Origin of the sequence: Acinetobacter sp. WCHA45, assembly GCF_002165255.2 — a bacterium.
Classification (GTDB): Bacteria; Pseudomonadota; Gammaproteobacteria; order Pseudomonadales; family Moraxellaceae; genus Acinetobacter.
Genome location: NZ_CP028561.1, coordinates 1,300,927 through 1,315,830 on the forward strand (window position 1 = coordinate 1,300,927; position 14,904 = coordinate 1,315,830).

16 protein-coding genes, 1 tRNA gene and 1 pseudogene are annotated in these 14,904 nt (G+C 36.7%); 6 read left to right on the plus strand and 12 right to left on the minus strand.

Going from position 1 to position 14,904, the window contains the following annotated elements; genetic code table 11:
- Positions 1 to 79: 79 nt before the first annotated feature.
- The 7 genes from CDG55_RS07610 to CDG55_RS07640 all read right to left on the minus strand — a co-directional run bounded on the left by CDG55_RS07610 (position 80) and on the right by CDG55_RS07640 (position 5,420).
- The gene (locus CDG55_RS07610) at positions 80 to 739 is read right to left on the minus strand and encodes a hypothetical protein (RefSeq protein ID WP_087535905.1); all 660 of its coding nucleotides are present in this window, start codon (positions 737 to 739) and stop codon (positions 80 to 82) included.
- Between the two features lie 33 nt (positions 740 to 772).
- Positions 773 to 1,588 (minus strand): NADPH-dependent 7-cyano-7-deazaguanine reductase QueF, encoded by an 816-nt coding sequence (gene queF / locus CDG55_RS07615; RefSeq protein ID WP_087535904.1) that lies wholly within the window; start codon positions 1,586 to 1,588, stop codon positions 773 to 775.
- Complete coding sequence (locus tag CDG55_RS07620; protein ID WP_005159666.1) at positions 1,585 to 2,358, minus strand: ABC transporter permease; 774 nt, start codon at positions 2,356 to 2,358, stop codon at positions 1,585 to 1,587. The genes queF and CDG55_RS07620 overlap by 4 nt, the downstream gene beginning before the upstream one ends.
- Positions 2,355 to 3,290 (minus strand): ABC transporter ATP-binding protein, encoded by a 936-nt coding sequence (locus tag CDG55_RS07625; RefSeq protein WP_087535903.1) that lies wholly within the window; start codon positions 3,288 to 3,290, stop codon positions 2,355 to 2,357. The genes CDG55_RS07620 and CDG55_RS07625 overlap by 4 nt, the downstream gene beginning before the upstream one ends.
- Before the next feature lie 529 nt (positions 3,291 to 3,819).
- Positions 3,820 to 3,895 (minus strand) — tRNA-Arg (locus CDG55_RS07630).
- A 119-nt stretch (positions 3,896 to 4,014) separates the two neighbouring features.
- Complete coding sequence (locus tag CDG55_RS07635; RefSeq protein ID WP_087535902.1) at positions 4,015 to 4,587, minus strand: hypothetical protein; 573 nt, start codon at positions 4,585 to 4,587, stop codon at positions 4,015 to 4,017.
- Between the two features lie 140 nt (positions 4,588 to 4,727).
- Positions 4,728 to 5,420, minus strand: coding sequence for a 3'-5' exonuclease (locus CDG55_RS07640; protein ID WP_087535901.1), 693 nt, complete (start codon positions 5,418 to 5,420; stop codon positions 4,728 to 4,730).
- A gap of 265 nt (positions 5,421 to 5,685) precedes the next feature.
- On the opposite strand from CDG55_RS07640, the gene CDG55_RS07645 reads away from it, so the two are divergent.
- Positions 5,686 to 6,924: an alpha/beta hydrolase gene (locus tag CDG55_RS07645; RefSeq protein ID WP_087535900.1), complete on the plus strand. Its 1,239-nt coding sequence runs from the start codon at positions 5,686 to 5,688 to the stop codon at positions 6,922 to 6,924.
- A 246-nt stretch (positions 6,925 to 7,170) separates the two neighbouring features.
- Positions 7,171 to 8,427 (plus strand): serine hydroxymethyltransferase, encoded by a 1,257-nt coding sequence (gene glyA, locus CDG55_RS07650; protein ID WP_005159681.1) that lies wholly within the window; start codon positions 7,171 to 7,173, stop codon positions 8,425 to 8,427.
- Positions 8,428 to 8,820: 393 nt separating this feature from the next.
- Here glyA and CDG55_RS07660 read toward each other — a convergent pair whose 3' ends face one another.
- The 3 genes and pseudogenes from CDG55_RS07660 to CDG55_RS07670 form a co-directional block, all read right to left on the minus strand.
- Positions 8,821 to 9,075, minus strand: a complete 255-nt coding sequence (locus tag CDG55_RS07660; protein WP_087535898.1) for a YfhL family 4Fe-4S dicluster ferredoxin — start codon at positions 9,073 to 9,075, stop codon at positions 8,821 to 8,823.
- Between the two features lie 2 nt (positions 9,076 to 9,077).
- Positions 9,078 to 10,442 carry a tRNA 5-hydroxyuridine modification protein YegQ gene (gene yegQ / locus CDG55_RS07665; protein ID WP_087535897.1) on the minus strand — a complete coding sequence of 455 codons (1,365 nt, stop codon included), beginning with the start codon at positions 10,440 to 10,442 and terminating at the stop codon, positions 9,078 to 9,080.
- Between the two features lie 250 nt (positions 10,443 to 10,692).
- Positions 10,693 to 10,964, minus strand: a pseudogene (locus CDG55_RS07670) (IS5/IS1182 family transposase); the annotation flags it as partial.
- Between the two features lie 254 nt (positions 10,965 to 11,218).
- On the opposite strand from CDG55_RS07670, the gene CDG55_RS15335 reads away from it, so the two are divergent.
- The 3 genes from CDG55_RS15335 to CDG55_RS07680 all read left to right on the plus strand — a co-directional run bounded on the left by CDG55_RS15335 (position 11,219) and on the right by CDG55_RS07680 (position 12,737).
- Positions 11,219 to 11,380, plus strand: coding sequence for a hypothetical protein (locus tag CDG55_RS15335; RefSeq protein ID WP_005159687.1), 162 nt, complete (start codon positions 11,219 to 11,221; stop codon positions 11,378 to 11,380).
- Positions 11,381 to 11,538: 158 nt separating this feature from the next.
- A complete protein-coding gene (locus CDG55_RS07675) occupies positions 11,539 to 11,973 on the plus strand; it encodes a DUF333 domain-containing protein (RefSeq protein ID WP_087535896.1) in 435 nt (144 codons plus the stop codon).
- Between the two features lie 200 nt (positions 11,974 to 12,173).
- On the plus strand, positions 12,174 to 12,737 hold the full coding sequence (locus CDG55_RS07680; RefSeq protein ID WP_087535895.1) for an FxsA family protein: 564 nt from the start codon (positions 12,174 to 12,176) through the stop codon (positions 12,735 to 12,737).
- Between the two features lie 43 nt (positions 12,738 to 12,780).
- On the opposite strand, the gene CDG55_RS07685 is transcribed toward CDG55_RS07680, so the two are convergent.
- Complete coding sequence (locus tag CDG55_RS07685) at positions 12,781 to 12,963, minus strand: hypothetical protein (protein WP_087535894.1); 183 nt, start codon at positions 12,961 to 12,963, stop codon at positions 12,781 to 12,783.
- Positions 12,964 to 13,192: 229 nt separating this feature from the next.
- On the opposite strand from CDG55_RS07685, the gene CDG55_RS07690 reads away from it, so the two are divergent.
- Positions 13,193 to 13,450 carry a hypothetical protein gene (locus CDG55_RS07690; protein WP_087535893.1) on the plus strand — a complete coding sequence of 86 codons (258 nt, stop codon included), beginning with the start codon at positions 13,193 to 13,195 and terminating at the stop codon, positions 13,448 to 13,450.
- A 50-nt stretch (positions 13,451 to 13,500) separates the two neighbouring features.
- On the opposite strand, the gene metK is transcribed toward CDG55_RS07690, so the two are convergent.
- Positions 13,501 to 14,667, minus strand: coding sequence for a methionine adenosyltransferase (gene metK, locus CDG55_RS07695; protein ID WP_004661829.1), 1,167 nt, complete (start codon positions 14,665 to 14,667; stop codon positions 13,501 to 13,503).
- Positions 14,668 to 14,904 lie beyond the last annotated feature (237 nt).

A 14,904-nucleotide genomic window follows, 5' to 3' on the forward strand; every position in this document is an offset into this window, starting at 1 on the left:
TATATATTAAATGTTATATTGCATGCACCTAATAAAAAGCGATGGTTCCATGACCATCGCTTTTGCATCATTTGGCGAATTACTTTTGAACCAATAACTGATCAAAATGTTTTGTAAATACTTCAAGTTCACCTTGGCTCAAACCTGGGATGAGCTTATTGATCACAATATGAACGGCTGTTTCGACACCACTGGTTGCAACGCTCGCAACACCACGTTTCATCATGCCCAGACCCAGCGTTTTGTTAAATTCGGTCATGAAGTGGTGAATCAATGCGTCAGCAAAAGTTTTAAATTGCTGAGTTAATGCATCACGTTGTGCCTTGCCATTTCCAGCAGCGACTTCTGCAAAGCTTTTCTTCATGTCAGCGACCAGCGTATCAGGCAGAACCGTACCAATGCGTTGTTGACCCTCATTGTCAGTAAACAGGCTTTTTTCCATAAACGACAACGATTCAAGAACCTGCTCGTTTGGTGCCTTGCCTAATAACTGTTTAAGTAAAGTCTCAACAATGCCACGGATTTTGGTTGCAAGCTTCTCGGTAGTGTCACGCTTATCACTTGGCGGAAATTGTTGAACCAGCTTAATCAGCATGTTGTCTAGTAATTCATCCGACAATTGTAAAGAGATTTTGTCACGTAAAGGGTATTGTGGTTCTTTACTGTTACGGCTAGCCTGTGCAAGTTGAATATCCTGACTCAAACCTGCTGATGGAAGAATACCGAAATAACTGGTCATTGAAACATTTCCTCTATATCAAATTTATTCGTTTTATTGTCTCGCCAAGCGAATTGGCTCGGGCATCCATGACAAGTCTGATACACGGCATGGGTTAATATCCAAGCCTCCACGGCGTGTATAGGTTGCATAGACCATCAACTTTTCAGGTTGAAGCAATTGCCAAATATCAGCAAATATTTGCTCGACACATTGCTCATGGAAACCATTGTGCTGACGGTACGAGATAATATAGGCTAATATGCTGCGATAACAAGGTTTTTTACCTTGAAAACGAATAAAAATCGTACCCCAATCTGGTTGTCCTGTGACTGGACAATTACTTCTTAAAAGATGAGAGTAAAGTTCAATTTCAACACTTTCTTGGGTCGCAGGATCTAACCTTAATAGAGTTGAATCTGGATGCTCAGATAGACGCTCAGGGATGAGATCATCAATACAAATCCCCTGCGGTTTAGAAATTTCTAAATCATCAACTTGGAATAATTCTAGTTCAACTTTTCCACCCGCCGCATTGGATAAGTCACGTTCAACCGTTTCGACAAAAGCTTGTTGAGACTCAAACTGAGTAAAGTTCATGCTATTGAAATAAAGTTTAAGTGACTTTGATTCAATTAAGTTGGGAGAGTTGGCGGGTAAGGTTAAACGACCAATCGCCACTTGTGGTAAACCAAGATGATTCAGCCATGAAATTTCAAATACATGCCACCAATCTTTACCTTGTGTAATGCCTTCAACATGCAAATACTGTTGACGAGACTCAGCACGGGAAATTGGAAATAAAACCTCTGGCTGATATTGAGTAGGGTATTGGGTGTCTTTACCCAATAAAGAATGTTCAACACTCATTCACGCATTCCTGAACCACGAGCTAATAAACGATAAGCAACTGCATAGAGCGCAACACAGCATAGGGTAACGATACTTAGTGAGAACGTTACATTGACGTCACTGTGCCCTAAAATGCCAAAACGGAAAGCATTGACCATATATACAATTGGATTGACTAAAGATAAATTTTGCCAAAATGGGCTAAGCGCACTAATCGCATAAAAGACACCACCTAAATAGGTAAGTGGAGTCAATACAAAAGTCGGGATAATAGAGATATCATCAAATGACTTCGCATAAACCGCATTGATGAAACCACCAAGCGAGAATAATAGTGAAGTAATAATGACAGTATATATAGTCACGAATAGATTATAAATTTCTAAGTGAGTAAAGAATAAACTCATGATGGTCACAATCAAACCGACCAACACACCACGACATACGCCACCAATCACATAGCCCCAAAGAATTAAATGTAATGGCACAGGGCTCATGATCAGTTCTTCAATACTTTTTTGAAATTTGGCACTAAAGAAGCTTGAAGAAACGTTGGCGTAGCTATTCGTGATCACCGCCATCATAATTAAGCCTGGCACAATAAATTGCATATAGCTAAAGCCGCCCATTTCGCCAATACGAGAGCCAACTAAGTTGCCAAAAATCACAAAATATAGGCTCATTGTGATTGCTGGTGGTAATAAAGTTTGTGGCCATATCCGCATGAAACGGCGAATTTCTTTAACAACCAAAGTCCAAAGTGCTGTTTTTAATTGATTAAAGTTCACTGATTCGCTCCAGCAAGATTCTTCTCGACCATTTTCACGAATAATTCTTCCAAACGATTGGATTTATTGCGCATACTGCTGACTTGAATATTTTGTGATTGTAATAGTAAAAACAAATCATTCATGCTATGGGCTTTATCCATAGTGACTTCTAATGTCATTGGATCAATTAAATTAAATTTGAAGCCGATGATATCCAGTTGCAAATTTTCAATAGGTTCAGCGAGGTCACAGATGAATGATTCTTCATTGAGCTGATTAAGAAAGCCTTTCATGGTGGTATCTTCTTTAATCACACCACGATCAATAATTGCGATGCGACGACAAAGCATCTCAGCTTCTTCTAAATAATGTGTCGTTAAAATAATTGATGTACCTTTTTCATTCATTTCAGTGAGAAAATCCCACATTGAACGACGTAACTCAATATCCACACCCGCAGTCGGCTCATCTAATATAAGCAACTTAGGTTCATGCATCATGGCACGTGCAATCATCAAACGACGCTTCATACCACCTGAAAGCATACGTGATTGAATATTACGTTTTTCCCATAAACCGAGTTTTTCTAAATAATATTCAGCACGTTGTTCAGCATGTTTTTTAGGAATGCCGTAATAACCTGCTTGTGTCACTAAAATATCGAAAGTTTTTTCGAATTGACCGAAGTTAAACTCTTGAGGAACAACACCAAGACATTGTTTCGCATGGGATGGATGGGTATCTAAGTTATGCCCAAAGATTTCCACTGTACCCGATGTTTTTTTGGTTAAAGAGCTAATGATACTAATCGTTGTAGATTTACCTGCACCATTAGGACCTAATAATGCATAAAATTCACCTTCAGGTACGGTCAAATCAATACCTTTTAACGCCTGAAAACCATTACGATAAGTTTTGGACAAATCGCTCAACACCAAAGCATCAGTCATGAACGTCTCACGTTGTTAAATAGAACGACTATTTTGAGTGATATAAAAAAATAAACCAAGTAGAAAAATAGGTTTCTGGCGTTTTAGAAATAGAACGATTAATTCGATAATTTTGTAAAATGATCTACTTTTAAATTGTCAAATATTAAATTTTTTATTTATTATCAAACTCTTAGAGTTTTAAGTATCGCATCAACTATAGGTACGATTATCAAAATAATCGTAAGCAATAGAGCGTAGCTTTTAAGACTTTTGTTGCTAGCTTAAGACTTAACGATAAATTGATTTTGAAAAAGAAGAATTTTTATTAAAAAAGTAATTAAATAAATACAGCTAATTAATAATAGAGAAAAGCTAACGATTTGTTTTGGCATCTTTACGGTAACTTTTTTGAGTAATTTAAGGTTTACCGCAATCTTTACCGCATCAATTACGGTAATAGTTGGGAAAGCATGGGAACTTATGATAATAAACTTAAATTAAGAGTTCTTATTGTGCAATGCTTTTGATATGAATTGAAAAACGAATTTGGTGCGCTCAGCGGGACTCGAACCCACGCCACAGGCTTCGGAGACCTGTACTCTATCCAGTTGAGCTATGAGCGCATACATGTGTGGCACATCATAGGCAAAAAATACATATAGGTAAATATAAAGACGTAAGCAATATGGTCTATTGTTTATTAAAACAACGATTTTGAACTTTAATTGCCAAAATATTTCAATTATGTTTGCAAATGCTGTACTGAATAATTAATCAACTTCAATGTTTGATTCAATTCTGCTGGCGGAATTCGTGATTCTTGTAGAAAAGTAATCCATTGCATTTGGCAAGCTTTTAATTGCTGTAGGTTTTTGATTATCTGTATTTTTTGTATTAATGGTCTCGCCATCAAACCACAATAAGTTGTTAAGGTTTGAATCATAACTTGTTGGATTTCAATAAAAGGAAGTTTTTCTAAGGTAATAATTTCTGCTTCAAGATTTTCTGCTGGATTAGATATGTTTTTATTTTGATCTGGTTGAATGCGTGAGATTATCGTAGAAGTATGATTCTCTTCTGATGTGACTTCTTCTTCAATATGTATGGATTCGGGTTGTTGATGTGCTAATAAGCCCATATCAATCAGTTGTTGAACTAATTCCGTAGGTGCTATTCTTTCTTTATATCCATGATCAAGTTCTTGAAAATCTTCATGATCAATCAAAAGCAATAAACGACGCTGCCGTGGAGTTAAAGCACTATCACGTTGTTGCAGGGCATTTTGCCCGAGTTCCGTTTTGAAAAAATTAGACATTTCTTAATCCCCACAAGCCCAAGATCTAGCATGAGGATTAAGATAAAGTTAAAAAATGACAATAATATTAACGATTTATTAAATATCATTGTCTTGATTGGAATGACTGGAAAATAATTTAAAAAATTTTCTAAGAGGGCTTATCTAACTAATTTTGTTTCCAATGCCTTACGTAAATAGAGATCAAGATCGTCTTGGCGTAAAAGCCATTGGATATAATCCGTTGGAAGATCTTGAATCGCAGTACCTTTGTGTTTACCAAAAGTAATATTCTTTGGAATACGAGCTTCTTCTGAAGCTATATAAAGCTGTTCAATATTTTCAATGTTTAATTGATGAATGATATGCATCAAAATATTAGCTGTTAAAATAATGTCAGCATCAGCTCTATGAGCACCTTTGAGCATTTCTCTAGCTTTATCACTGCCCTTGGAGATCAGATAAATTAAGGCTGAAATATTATGTGCTTCCGCATTTTCCCAAACACGACGTGCAAGTGCTAAAGTGCAAATTGGTTTAATTTTTGATGTATCTACGCCGCACTTTGCAATAGCTGTAATATCGTAATCAACGTTATGACCGATAATATATTGGGTTTGTTCAGGCAGTTGAAACTCACTGTAAAAAGGTTGATCAGCTAGGTCTGATTCTAATATGTGATGCACCGCCATCGCGGCATAAGAGATAGGTTGACCAACTTGATACAGCTGATCAAAAATCTTTTTCTTATCTAAGCTCAGCTTTCCATGCTCAATTTCAATTGGCGCATAAGCAATTTCTATAGGCAAACCATTCAATGTATGTGTTTCCGTATCTAAAATAATGGCTTGCATAAAGTTGAACCTAATTGGGTAGGATAGTCTCTCAGACTTTTTATCTTACAAGAAATTTAGGATGAGCTGTGCTTAATCATACTTAGATTGATTGGATTTTAAATAAATTAGTAGTGTATTGCGCAAATAAAAAGCAAATATAAAAGGATATAAAAAAATACTTGAAACAATTTTGTAATAGGCGTAATTGTTATGGATGTAATTGCCTTAGAAAAATAACATCTAAGGACAAAATCAAAAAAGAAGATAGTTAAGGAAAAACTAAATGAAAATTAAACTATTAACGGTTGCAATGCTGAGCACGACTTTGTTTTTGACAGCTTGTGGTGGCGACGATAATGAATCGACAGTTTTTGTACCTAAACCTGAGATTCCTGAAAATAATATCAAAGACCCTGTTGTTGGCATGCCAACAGCATATACAAAAAGTGATTTTAGTCTTGTAGCGTCAGAAAGCTCTGTTATGACTTATAAAATGTTAGGTCAAAATGGTCAAGAAACGACGGCAACAAGTTTAGTTTTTGTTCCGAAAGGGACGATGCCAGCGGATGGTTGGAAAATTGTCGCTTGGGCGCATGGAACAACCGGTGTGGCTGATATATGCGCGCCGAGTCTTAATGTGACTAATGAATATGTTTATGCAATGATTAGTAAATTTTTGGCAGCAGGTTACATTGTCGTTGCACCTGATTATGAAGGGCTTGGTGAACCGAGTGGGCATGAACTTCATCCATTTTTAAATGTAAAAAGTGAGGCATATTCTATTACAGATGCTGTAGTGGCAGCCAGATCATATTTATCTAGTCAAGGAAAAATGACATCACGTCAATGGATGACGGTCGGGCATTCACAAGGTGGGCAAGCCGCATTAGGAGCAGCTCAATATGCGAGCCGCGCAAAATTAGACTATAAAGGAACAATTGCTGTAGCACCCGCATCTAATCTTGGTGCAATTTTAACAAATGGAGAGCTATCTGTAAAAGATGCGCCTGTAAACTTTCAAATTCCAGTTTATGCACAACTTGATACTTTTACTGCATTGATTACTGCAGGTCTAAGAAATAATAATTTAACATTCAGTTATTCAAATGTATTTAAATCACCAACTGACTTAATTGCGAGTAAAGCTGAGTCAAACTGCTCAGGTGCGTTAGGCAATGATTTTGTTAGCGGGATGCAAAATTATTTAAAAACAAATGTTGATTTGAAAAATTACCCACGTACCCAAACAAACTTTATGGCTTTACCTTTGGTGAAAGAGTTTTTAGAAAAAGATTCTCAACCTGCACAAGTCAAGCTTAATCAACCTGTTGTTATTTATCAGGGAGCAAAAGATACAACTGTACCAAAAGAAGCAACGGATGCTTTAGTATTTGATGCAGCTAATAAGGGATCTACTATTCGATATGTAACAAATCCTGAATGGGATCATGGAACGGCATATGTGCTTAATATTGAAAATATTGTGAATGATGTCAAATCAGTAATGCCTACTAGTAATTAAGAATTTAAGTTTTATAAAAGCCCAATTCTGTGTGTTGAGGATTGGGCTTTATACTTTTAATCATAATTTTTGAATGACTCAAAAAAGAGTAGATCAATTCCAGCCAAATAAAATTATTAGTGAAATGTGATTAAAATTCACGAATAATTAAATAAATATCAAGCTCTGTAATAGTAAACTTCATGCTATAATTCGCACCAATCTTTAGCACGGCTTAAAAGCCCTAATTTATAGGACCCTCCGCTAATGTTTGCCAATATCTCTATTGCTGAATTTGATCCAGAATTAGCTCAAGCGATTGCTTCGGAAGGCGACCGCCAAGAAGCTCACATCGAGTTAATTGCTTCTGAAAACTATTGCTCTAAAGCTGTAATGGAAGCTCAAGGCTCGAAACTTACTAACAAATATGCAGAAGGCTATCCGGGCAAACGCTATTATGGCGGTTGTGAATATGTTGACGTTATTGAGCAACTTGCAATTGACCGTGCGAAAGAGTTGTTTGGAGCAGATTATGCAAACGTACAACCACATGCAGGCTCACAAGCAAACTCAGCAGTTTACTTAGCGCTTCTTAATCCTGGTGATACAGTATTAGGTATGAGCTTGGCTCACGGTGGTCACTTGACTCACGGTGCTAAAGTTAGCTTCTCTGGTAAAACTTATAATGCGATCCAGTACGGTTTAAACCCTGAAACAGGTGAAATCGATTATGAAGAAGTTGAGCGTTTAGCTTTAGAACATAAGCCACGTATGATCGTAGCTGGTTTCTCTGCTTATAGCCGTGTTGTAGATTGGCAACGTTTCCGTGATATCGCGGATAAAGTTGGTGCTTACCTTTTTGTTGATATGGCGCATGTTGCTGGTTTAGTTGCTGCTGGTGTTTATCCAAATCCAGTTCAAATTGCTGATGTAACGACAACGACTACACATAAAACACTTCGTGGTCCACGTTCTGGTTTAATTCTTGCGAAAGCAAACGAAGAAATCGAGAAGAAACTTCAATCAGCTGTATTCCCAGGCAACCAAGGTGGTCCTTTAATGCACGCAATTGCTGCTAAAGCAATCTGTTTTAAAGAAGCTATGGCACCTGAATATAAAACTTACCAACAGCAAGTTGTTAAGAATGCTCAAGCAATGGCTGAAGTATTCATTGCTCGTGGTTATGATGTTGTATCTGGTGGTACTGATAACCATTTATTCTTATTATCTTTAATTAAACAAGAAGATGTAACGGGTAAAGATGCTGATGCATGGTTAGGCGCTGCTCATATCACAGTAAATAAAAATGCTGTTCCAAATGACCCACGTTCTCCATTCGTGACTTCTGGTATTCGTATTGGTACGCCAGCTGTAACCACTCGTGGTTTTGGTGAAGATGAAGTTCGTGACCTTGCAGGTTGGATCGCCGACATTATCGACAGTAAAGGTAATGAACAAGTGATTGCTGATGTGAAAGCGAAAGTTGAAGCAGTGTGCGCTAAATTCCCAGTTTACGCTGCGTAATTTGTTTCGCTAAATAAAATTCTAAACACACCTCAAACTTTGGTTTGGGGTGTTTTTTTATGGTGATGATTTATTGGAGCTAGCTAAAAGAATTCAATTTTTCGGCTGAATCTTTTTGTATTGATGTTACTTGAATAATTCAGCATGTGTTCTAGTACGAGTAAAGACGATTTGTGTATCTTGAGGGCGAATTCAAACATGAGGTGCGACAGTTTCAAAAGCCTTATGATAATCAACAAGCTGAGCAAATTTCTCTAATTGTTAAAAACGTAATACTAAAAAGCAAGTTTGGTGCCAGTGTTTTGCCTAAGTCTGTAAATATTGCTTTCTTTTTAGAAATGATAATCGACGATTGATATGCGATTGAGTGATTCACTTATATTGTGTAAGCCTCTAATTACCTAATAAATTTAAGCTATTAAATTTAATTTGCAGTTGATCCTTGCTCTCTATGTGTAAAGGATCAGGTTTAATGCAATCAATAGGGCAAACTGCAATACATGTGGGTGATTCGTAGAAGCCGACACATTCAGTGCAACGTTGCGGCTCAATTTCGTAGATTTTTGCACCTTCATAAATCGCTTGATTCGGGCATTCTGGCAAGCACATATCACAGTTGATACATGCTGTGGTAATGAATAGCGCCATATTTAATCTGCCGAATATGCAAGTGCATCAGTTTTTAACTGCGTTTTGGCGTGTGGAAGATGACGGATTAATAAGGCATAAGCAATATCGATATCTGCTGAAAGTGGGATTTCCACAATATGTCCAGAACCTTTTGCATTGTCGATTGGATGACCTTTTAAATCACGCATTTCAGTCAAAGTGAAGACAAGATTACCTTTGGGAGTCATGAGCTCAAGTGTATCGCCAACTAAAAATCGATTTTTAACTTCGACTTGAACATAGTCGCCATTGCGCTCAATTATCTCACCACAAAACTGTTGATAGTCGAAATGTGATGAACCATCCTCATAATTTTGGTAATCGCTATGCACATGGCGACGTAAAAATCCTTCTGTGTAACCACGATTTGCCAAACCTTCAAGTTGATCCATTAAACTTGAGTCAAATGGTTGACCTGATAGCGCATCATCAATTGCTTTACGATAAATTTGAGCTGTTCGAGCACAGTAAAAATAGGATTTTGTTCGTCCTTCAATTTTAAGTGAAGCAATTCCCATATGAGTCAAACGATCAACATGTTGAATGGCACGTAAGTCTTTCGAGTTCATGAAATAAGTACCATGTTCATCTTCTTCAGCCGCAAACATTTCTTCATCATTACGTTGTACTAAAACACTTTGAACTAGATCATCTTGAACTTTATTGGAACAGCATTGTTTGGATGGTTCTATCTGCTGAACAGGAATCACGTCACCATTGGCATCTTCTTGTGCTTCGTGAATTTTATATTCCCAACGACAGGCATTGGTACATGCGCCTTGATTTGCATCTCGTTTATTCATATAACCTGAGAGTAAACATCGTCCTGAATAGGCCATGCATAGCGCACCATGTACAAAAACCTCAAGTTCAATTTCTGGTACATTTTTCTGTATTTCTTCAATTTCTTCTAATGCGAGTTCACGAGAAAGAATGACTCGGCTTAAACCATAGTCTTTCCAGAATTTTACAGTTGCCCAATTAATCGCATTGGCTTGTACCGAAAGGTGGATAGGCATGTCAGGGAAATGTTCACGAACCATCATAATTAAGCCTGGATCCGACATAATTAATGCATCAGGTTGCATCGCAATAATTGGCTCGATGTCACGAATAAAATTTTTAAGTTTGCTGTTATGTGGCTGAATATTAGCAACAACATAGAATTTTTTGCCTAATGCATGTGCTTCATCAATTCCGATTTTTAAATTTTCATGATCAAATTCATTATTACGAACACGGAGACTGTAACGTGGTTGTCCTGCATAAACTGCATCTGCTCCATAAGCAAAAGCATAACGCATATTTTTAAGTGAACCAGCAGGAGAGAGTAATTCAGTAATCATGATGCAAAAGGCATATAAAAAATAAGGAATTATTTTAAAAATATAATTACTAAGATTCAACCAAGCATTTTGCTCGGAATTATAGCTGTTTTTCTCTCATATAAAAAAATAACTCTAGAATTACTGCAACTTTATAATTTATATTGGCTTTGTTGCACAAAGGTTTGAAAGATAATGCTACCCTAATTGAGCTAAATTCAAGTGATAACTTGGATATGAGGGTGGTCTAATTTTTGAATTTATTAAAAATTTATACATGTGCATGAATCTAATTCATCTGACTAGGAAAACTCCTTGCTGTGAATTTATCACCTAATAATTTGATGCAATGCATTTTGGTTTCCACTAAACTTCGATGATGATAACCAGACCATTTTTTCGAAAGTGACTTAGCTACCCGTTTGACTGTTTTTAATAATTCATTCCTCTCTCTAAATATCTCAATTTCTTATTTTTCCAAAGCTTTGCATGCTTCCTAGTAGTAATGACTGCATGTGCATCTCGATCTAAAAAGATTTGTCGGCTCGGAATATCAATATGCTTTTGTCGTCTACAGAGGGTGGAGTAATTTGGTGCTGTCCAATTCAAACATTAGTTGTACGATAGGTTTTAATCACAGGCTTCTTCAACTAGAAATTATATTGCTGAAGAAGCCTTCAAGAATAGCTTTGTGCAACAAAGCCTTCTAACATCAATAAAAATGACGATTAAGATTGAATTTTAAACTATATCTAAATATTCACTCTATGCTAGGCTTAAGAAAAAAGGATAAGCCTATGGATGCCATTGAAATAAAAGATTTCTCAGCTCTGACTGGGTATACAAATGCCATTTTAGCAATCGATGAGTGGCTTGAACACAAACCTTATTTCTATGTGATTAAGGATCAGTATTTGATTGATGAGGCTATTCGTGTTGAATATATCATTATTCAATAATTTTGAATTTAGAGGAGCTTATAAATGACAAAAAACCGATTGTTTATAGACTTATCTATATATGTATTGTTGATCTGAAATTGGGGTTTTTGTTTCAAGTAATAGACATAATTTTTTGATTTATTTGTTATCTTTAAATTTTTGCAAGATTTCAAATTATGAAGAAAATTCTATTTTTAGCTTTAGCACTTACTACATTAACAGCGTGTTCTTCAACACCCAGCAAGGATGTTACTCCACCTAAAATTGGTATGGCAAATCCTGCAAGCCAATACTGCGTTGAACAAGGAGGTCAGCTTGAGATTCGCAATGAGGCAAACGGTCAGGCTGGTTATTGTAAATTGCCTAATGGGCAAGTGATTGAGGAATGGGCATTTTTCCGTGCAAATCAAAGTAAATGTGTTGCTGATGAAGCACAAAAACTTGTAGGGCAGTCTGGTTTAACCGAACAGCAAATTAAGCAAAAAACCAAGTCCGAAATTGTGCGAAGTGTAGGACCAAATCAGCCCGTAACGATGGATTACCGTGAAAATCGAGTGACGGTAATGATTGATCCGCAATCTAAAAAAATTCTTAGTGCAAATTGTGGTTAATTGGTGAAATAAGTTCTTGCTTTCAAGTTGGTATCTACCAATTTGAAAGCTTTTCTCATCTAAATGAAAGATAGACCTTGATAAATCTACTTTTGTACCCATCAATTATAATATCGCAGTAATATTTTTCGTTTTGGCTTTAACCAAAAGTATAATCACTGTATTTATTTTCTAATTTTTGAGATAGACGAAACTTTGACATGAATCTACTTCTTATCGTAGTGTTTGGCGCAATTGCTGAGATATTAGTATGGATCGGCGTGGGCGACCTTGTTGGGAGTATGTGGTACGTATTCTTTTGGTTTGTTATAACTTTTTTCGTGGGTTTGAATCTCGTTCGTTCTAGTACATCTAATATTATGCCGCAATTGCAACAAATGCAGATGACAGGTCAACTTGGAGCTGATCCTGCTGTTACTAAAAAATTAGCAATTGCAATGTCGGGTTTCTTGTTAATGATTCCTGGTTTAATTTCTGATGTATTGGCTGTATTGGTTTTAATTCCTGCAGTTCAAACAGCGTTTAGAAATATGTTGATGAAAGCAATGGCAAAGCGTCAACAGGCGATGATGGATCAAATGATGGGTGGAATGGGTGGTAATGCTGCTGGTCAGAATCCATTTGCTGATCTCATGCGTCAAATGCAGGACATGCAGAATCAACAACAAGGTGGTGGTCAATATCGTGACTCAACCATTATTGATGGCGAAGCGAGAGAAGTTCAACCTGATCAAAAGAAAATTGAATTCAAAGATGTTAATTAGTCGTTGATACGCTTAAAAAGCACATCCTAGTTGATGTGCTTTTTTATGCTTTATTTTTTACACTTTGCTCTTGTTTAGATTCTGTTTTGTCTGGTGTTTGTTGTTCTTTGCTCTGAGGTTGATAGTGGGTAGGAGGGAGATTTGTTATTTCATTTTCAGATTGTTTATATGAACGACTTCGATTAGCTCGTTCACGAAATCCACCTTTATTGATCAATTGAGTCATAGTAATGTCATCTATGATTTGAAAGATATATTTTAACAAATTATGTGAAAGATCAAAATAATACTGAGCGTTAGTTGAATCTAGCTTTGTATATCTTCTTTACAATGTATCGAAGAGAATTGTTAATTTGAATGAATTGCCTTTAAAACTAGATTGAATTCTGATTTTTTTTCTCATAGGATAAAAGTGTGACGAAAGAAATTGTTGTAAATAGTAAGTGGATGGAGGAATGATGTTATATCAATATCATTGCGCATGTTGTGACAAGGTAGTCGCTTCAACAGATAAGGAATGCCCTTATTGTGGTTCTCAGCATATTAGAAGTCCTTATGGTTTATGGATGTTCTGTGTGGCTGCATGTTTTGTAGTTGTACTTGTAATTAAGATGGTACATGTATATTCATTACATTATGAGGAAGATCAAACAACTCAGACAAGTTCTTTATTTGAAATGTTTAAACAAGATAGTGCTGAATCTAATAAATAATAACAAATAAAAAAGTTCGCAATTTGCGAACTTTTTTATGAGCGATAAACTTATAGTCCCGCAGCATCTTTAAGAACTTCGACTTTATCAGTCTTTTCCCAAGTAAATGCAGAATCTGAACCTTCACGACCAAAGTGACCATAAGCAGCTGTTTGTTTATACATTGGCTGAATTAGGTTCAGCATACGAGTGATACCGTATGGACGTAAATCAAAGTGCTCACGAACCAATTGAATGATTAATTCGTCTGATACTTTACCTGTATTGAAAGTATTGATTGAAATCGAAGTCGGTTCAGCAACACCAATTGCATAACTGACTTGGATTTCACATTTATCCGCTAAACCGGCTGCAACAATATTTTTTGCAACATAACGACCTGCATAGGCCGCAGAACGGTCAACTTTTGATGGATCTTTACCAGAGAAAGCACCGCCACCATGACGTGCCATACCGCCATAAGTATCTACAATAATCTTACGACCAGTTAGACCACAGTCACCTACAGGACCACCAATCACAAACATACCTGTTGGATTGATATGGAATTTTGTACCCGCATGGAACATTTCAGCAGGAATAATCGGTTTTACGATTTCTTCAATCACAGCTTCTTTTAAGTTAGCTTGACTAATTTCAGGATCGTGCTGAGTTGAAAGTACCACAGCATCTAGACGCACTGGCATACCATTTTCATAAGCAAATGTTACTTGGCTTTTTGCATCAGGGCGCAACCAAGGTAAAGCACCTGAACGGCGTAATTCTGCTTGACGCTCCATTAAACGATGCGCATAAGAAATTGGGGCAGGCATGAGTACGTCAGTTTCACGACTTGCATAACCGAACATTAAGCCTTGGTCACCCGCACCTTGATCTTCAGGTTTCTGGCGGTCAACACCTTGTGCAATCTCAGGAGATTGTTTACCGATCATATTGATCACGGCACAAGTTGAACCATCAAAACCTAAATCAGAGTGATGGTAGCCAATACCATTTACGGTTTGACGCACAATTGCTTCAAAGTCGACATTTGCTGTCGTTGTAATTTCACCAGCAAGAACAACCGCACCTGTTTTTACTAATGTTTCACAAGCGACACGCGCATACGGGTCTTCTTTTAGGATTGCATCTAAAATAGCATCACTAATTTGGTCAGCCATTTTGTCTGGATGACCTTCGCTTACAGATTCTGAAGTAAAAACAGCATACTCGCGCATGAACGTCCTATCATGGTTATTTTCAAAAAGACAGAGTATGTTACATCGACTTGGCGGATAGGACTAGCATAAGCTGACTAAAATGCATGAATTTATTTCATTTTCATTGTGTTTTTATTGATATGTGTATCAGTAAAACTAATATTAATGCTTTAATTAATAAAGTTTTTCTGAATTGTAAATTTTCATATTGGAGTGAATGCATTTTAGTGGTTGTTTAGATGGTGAGCATTTATA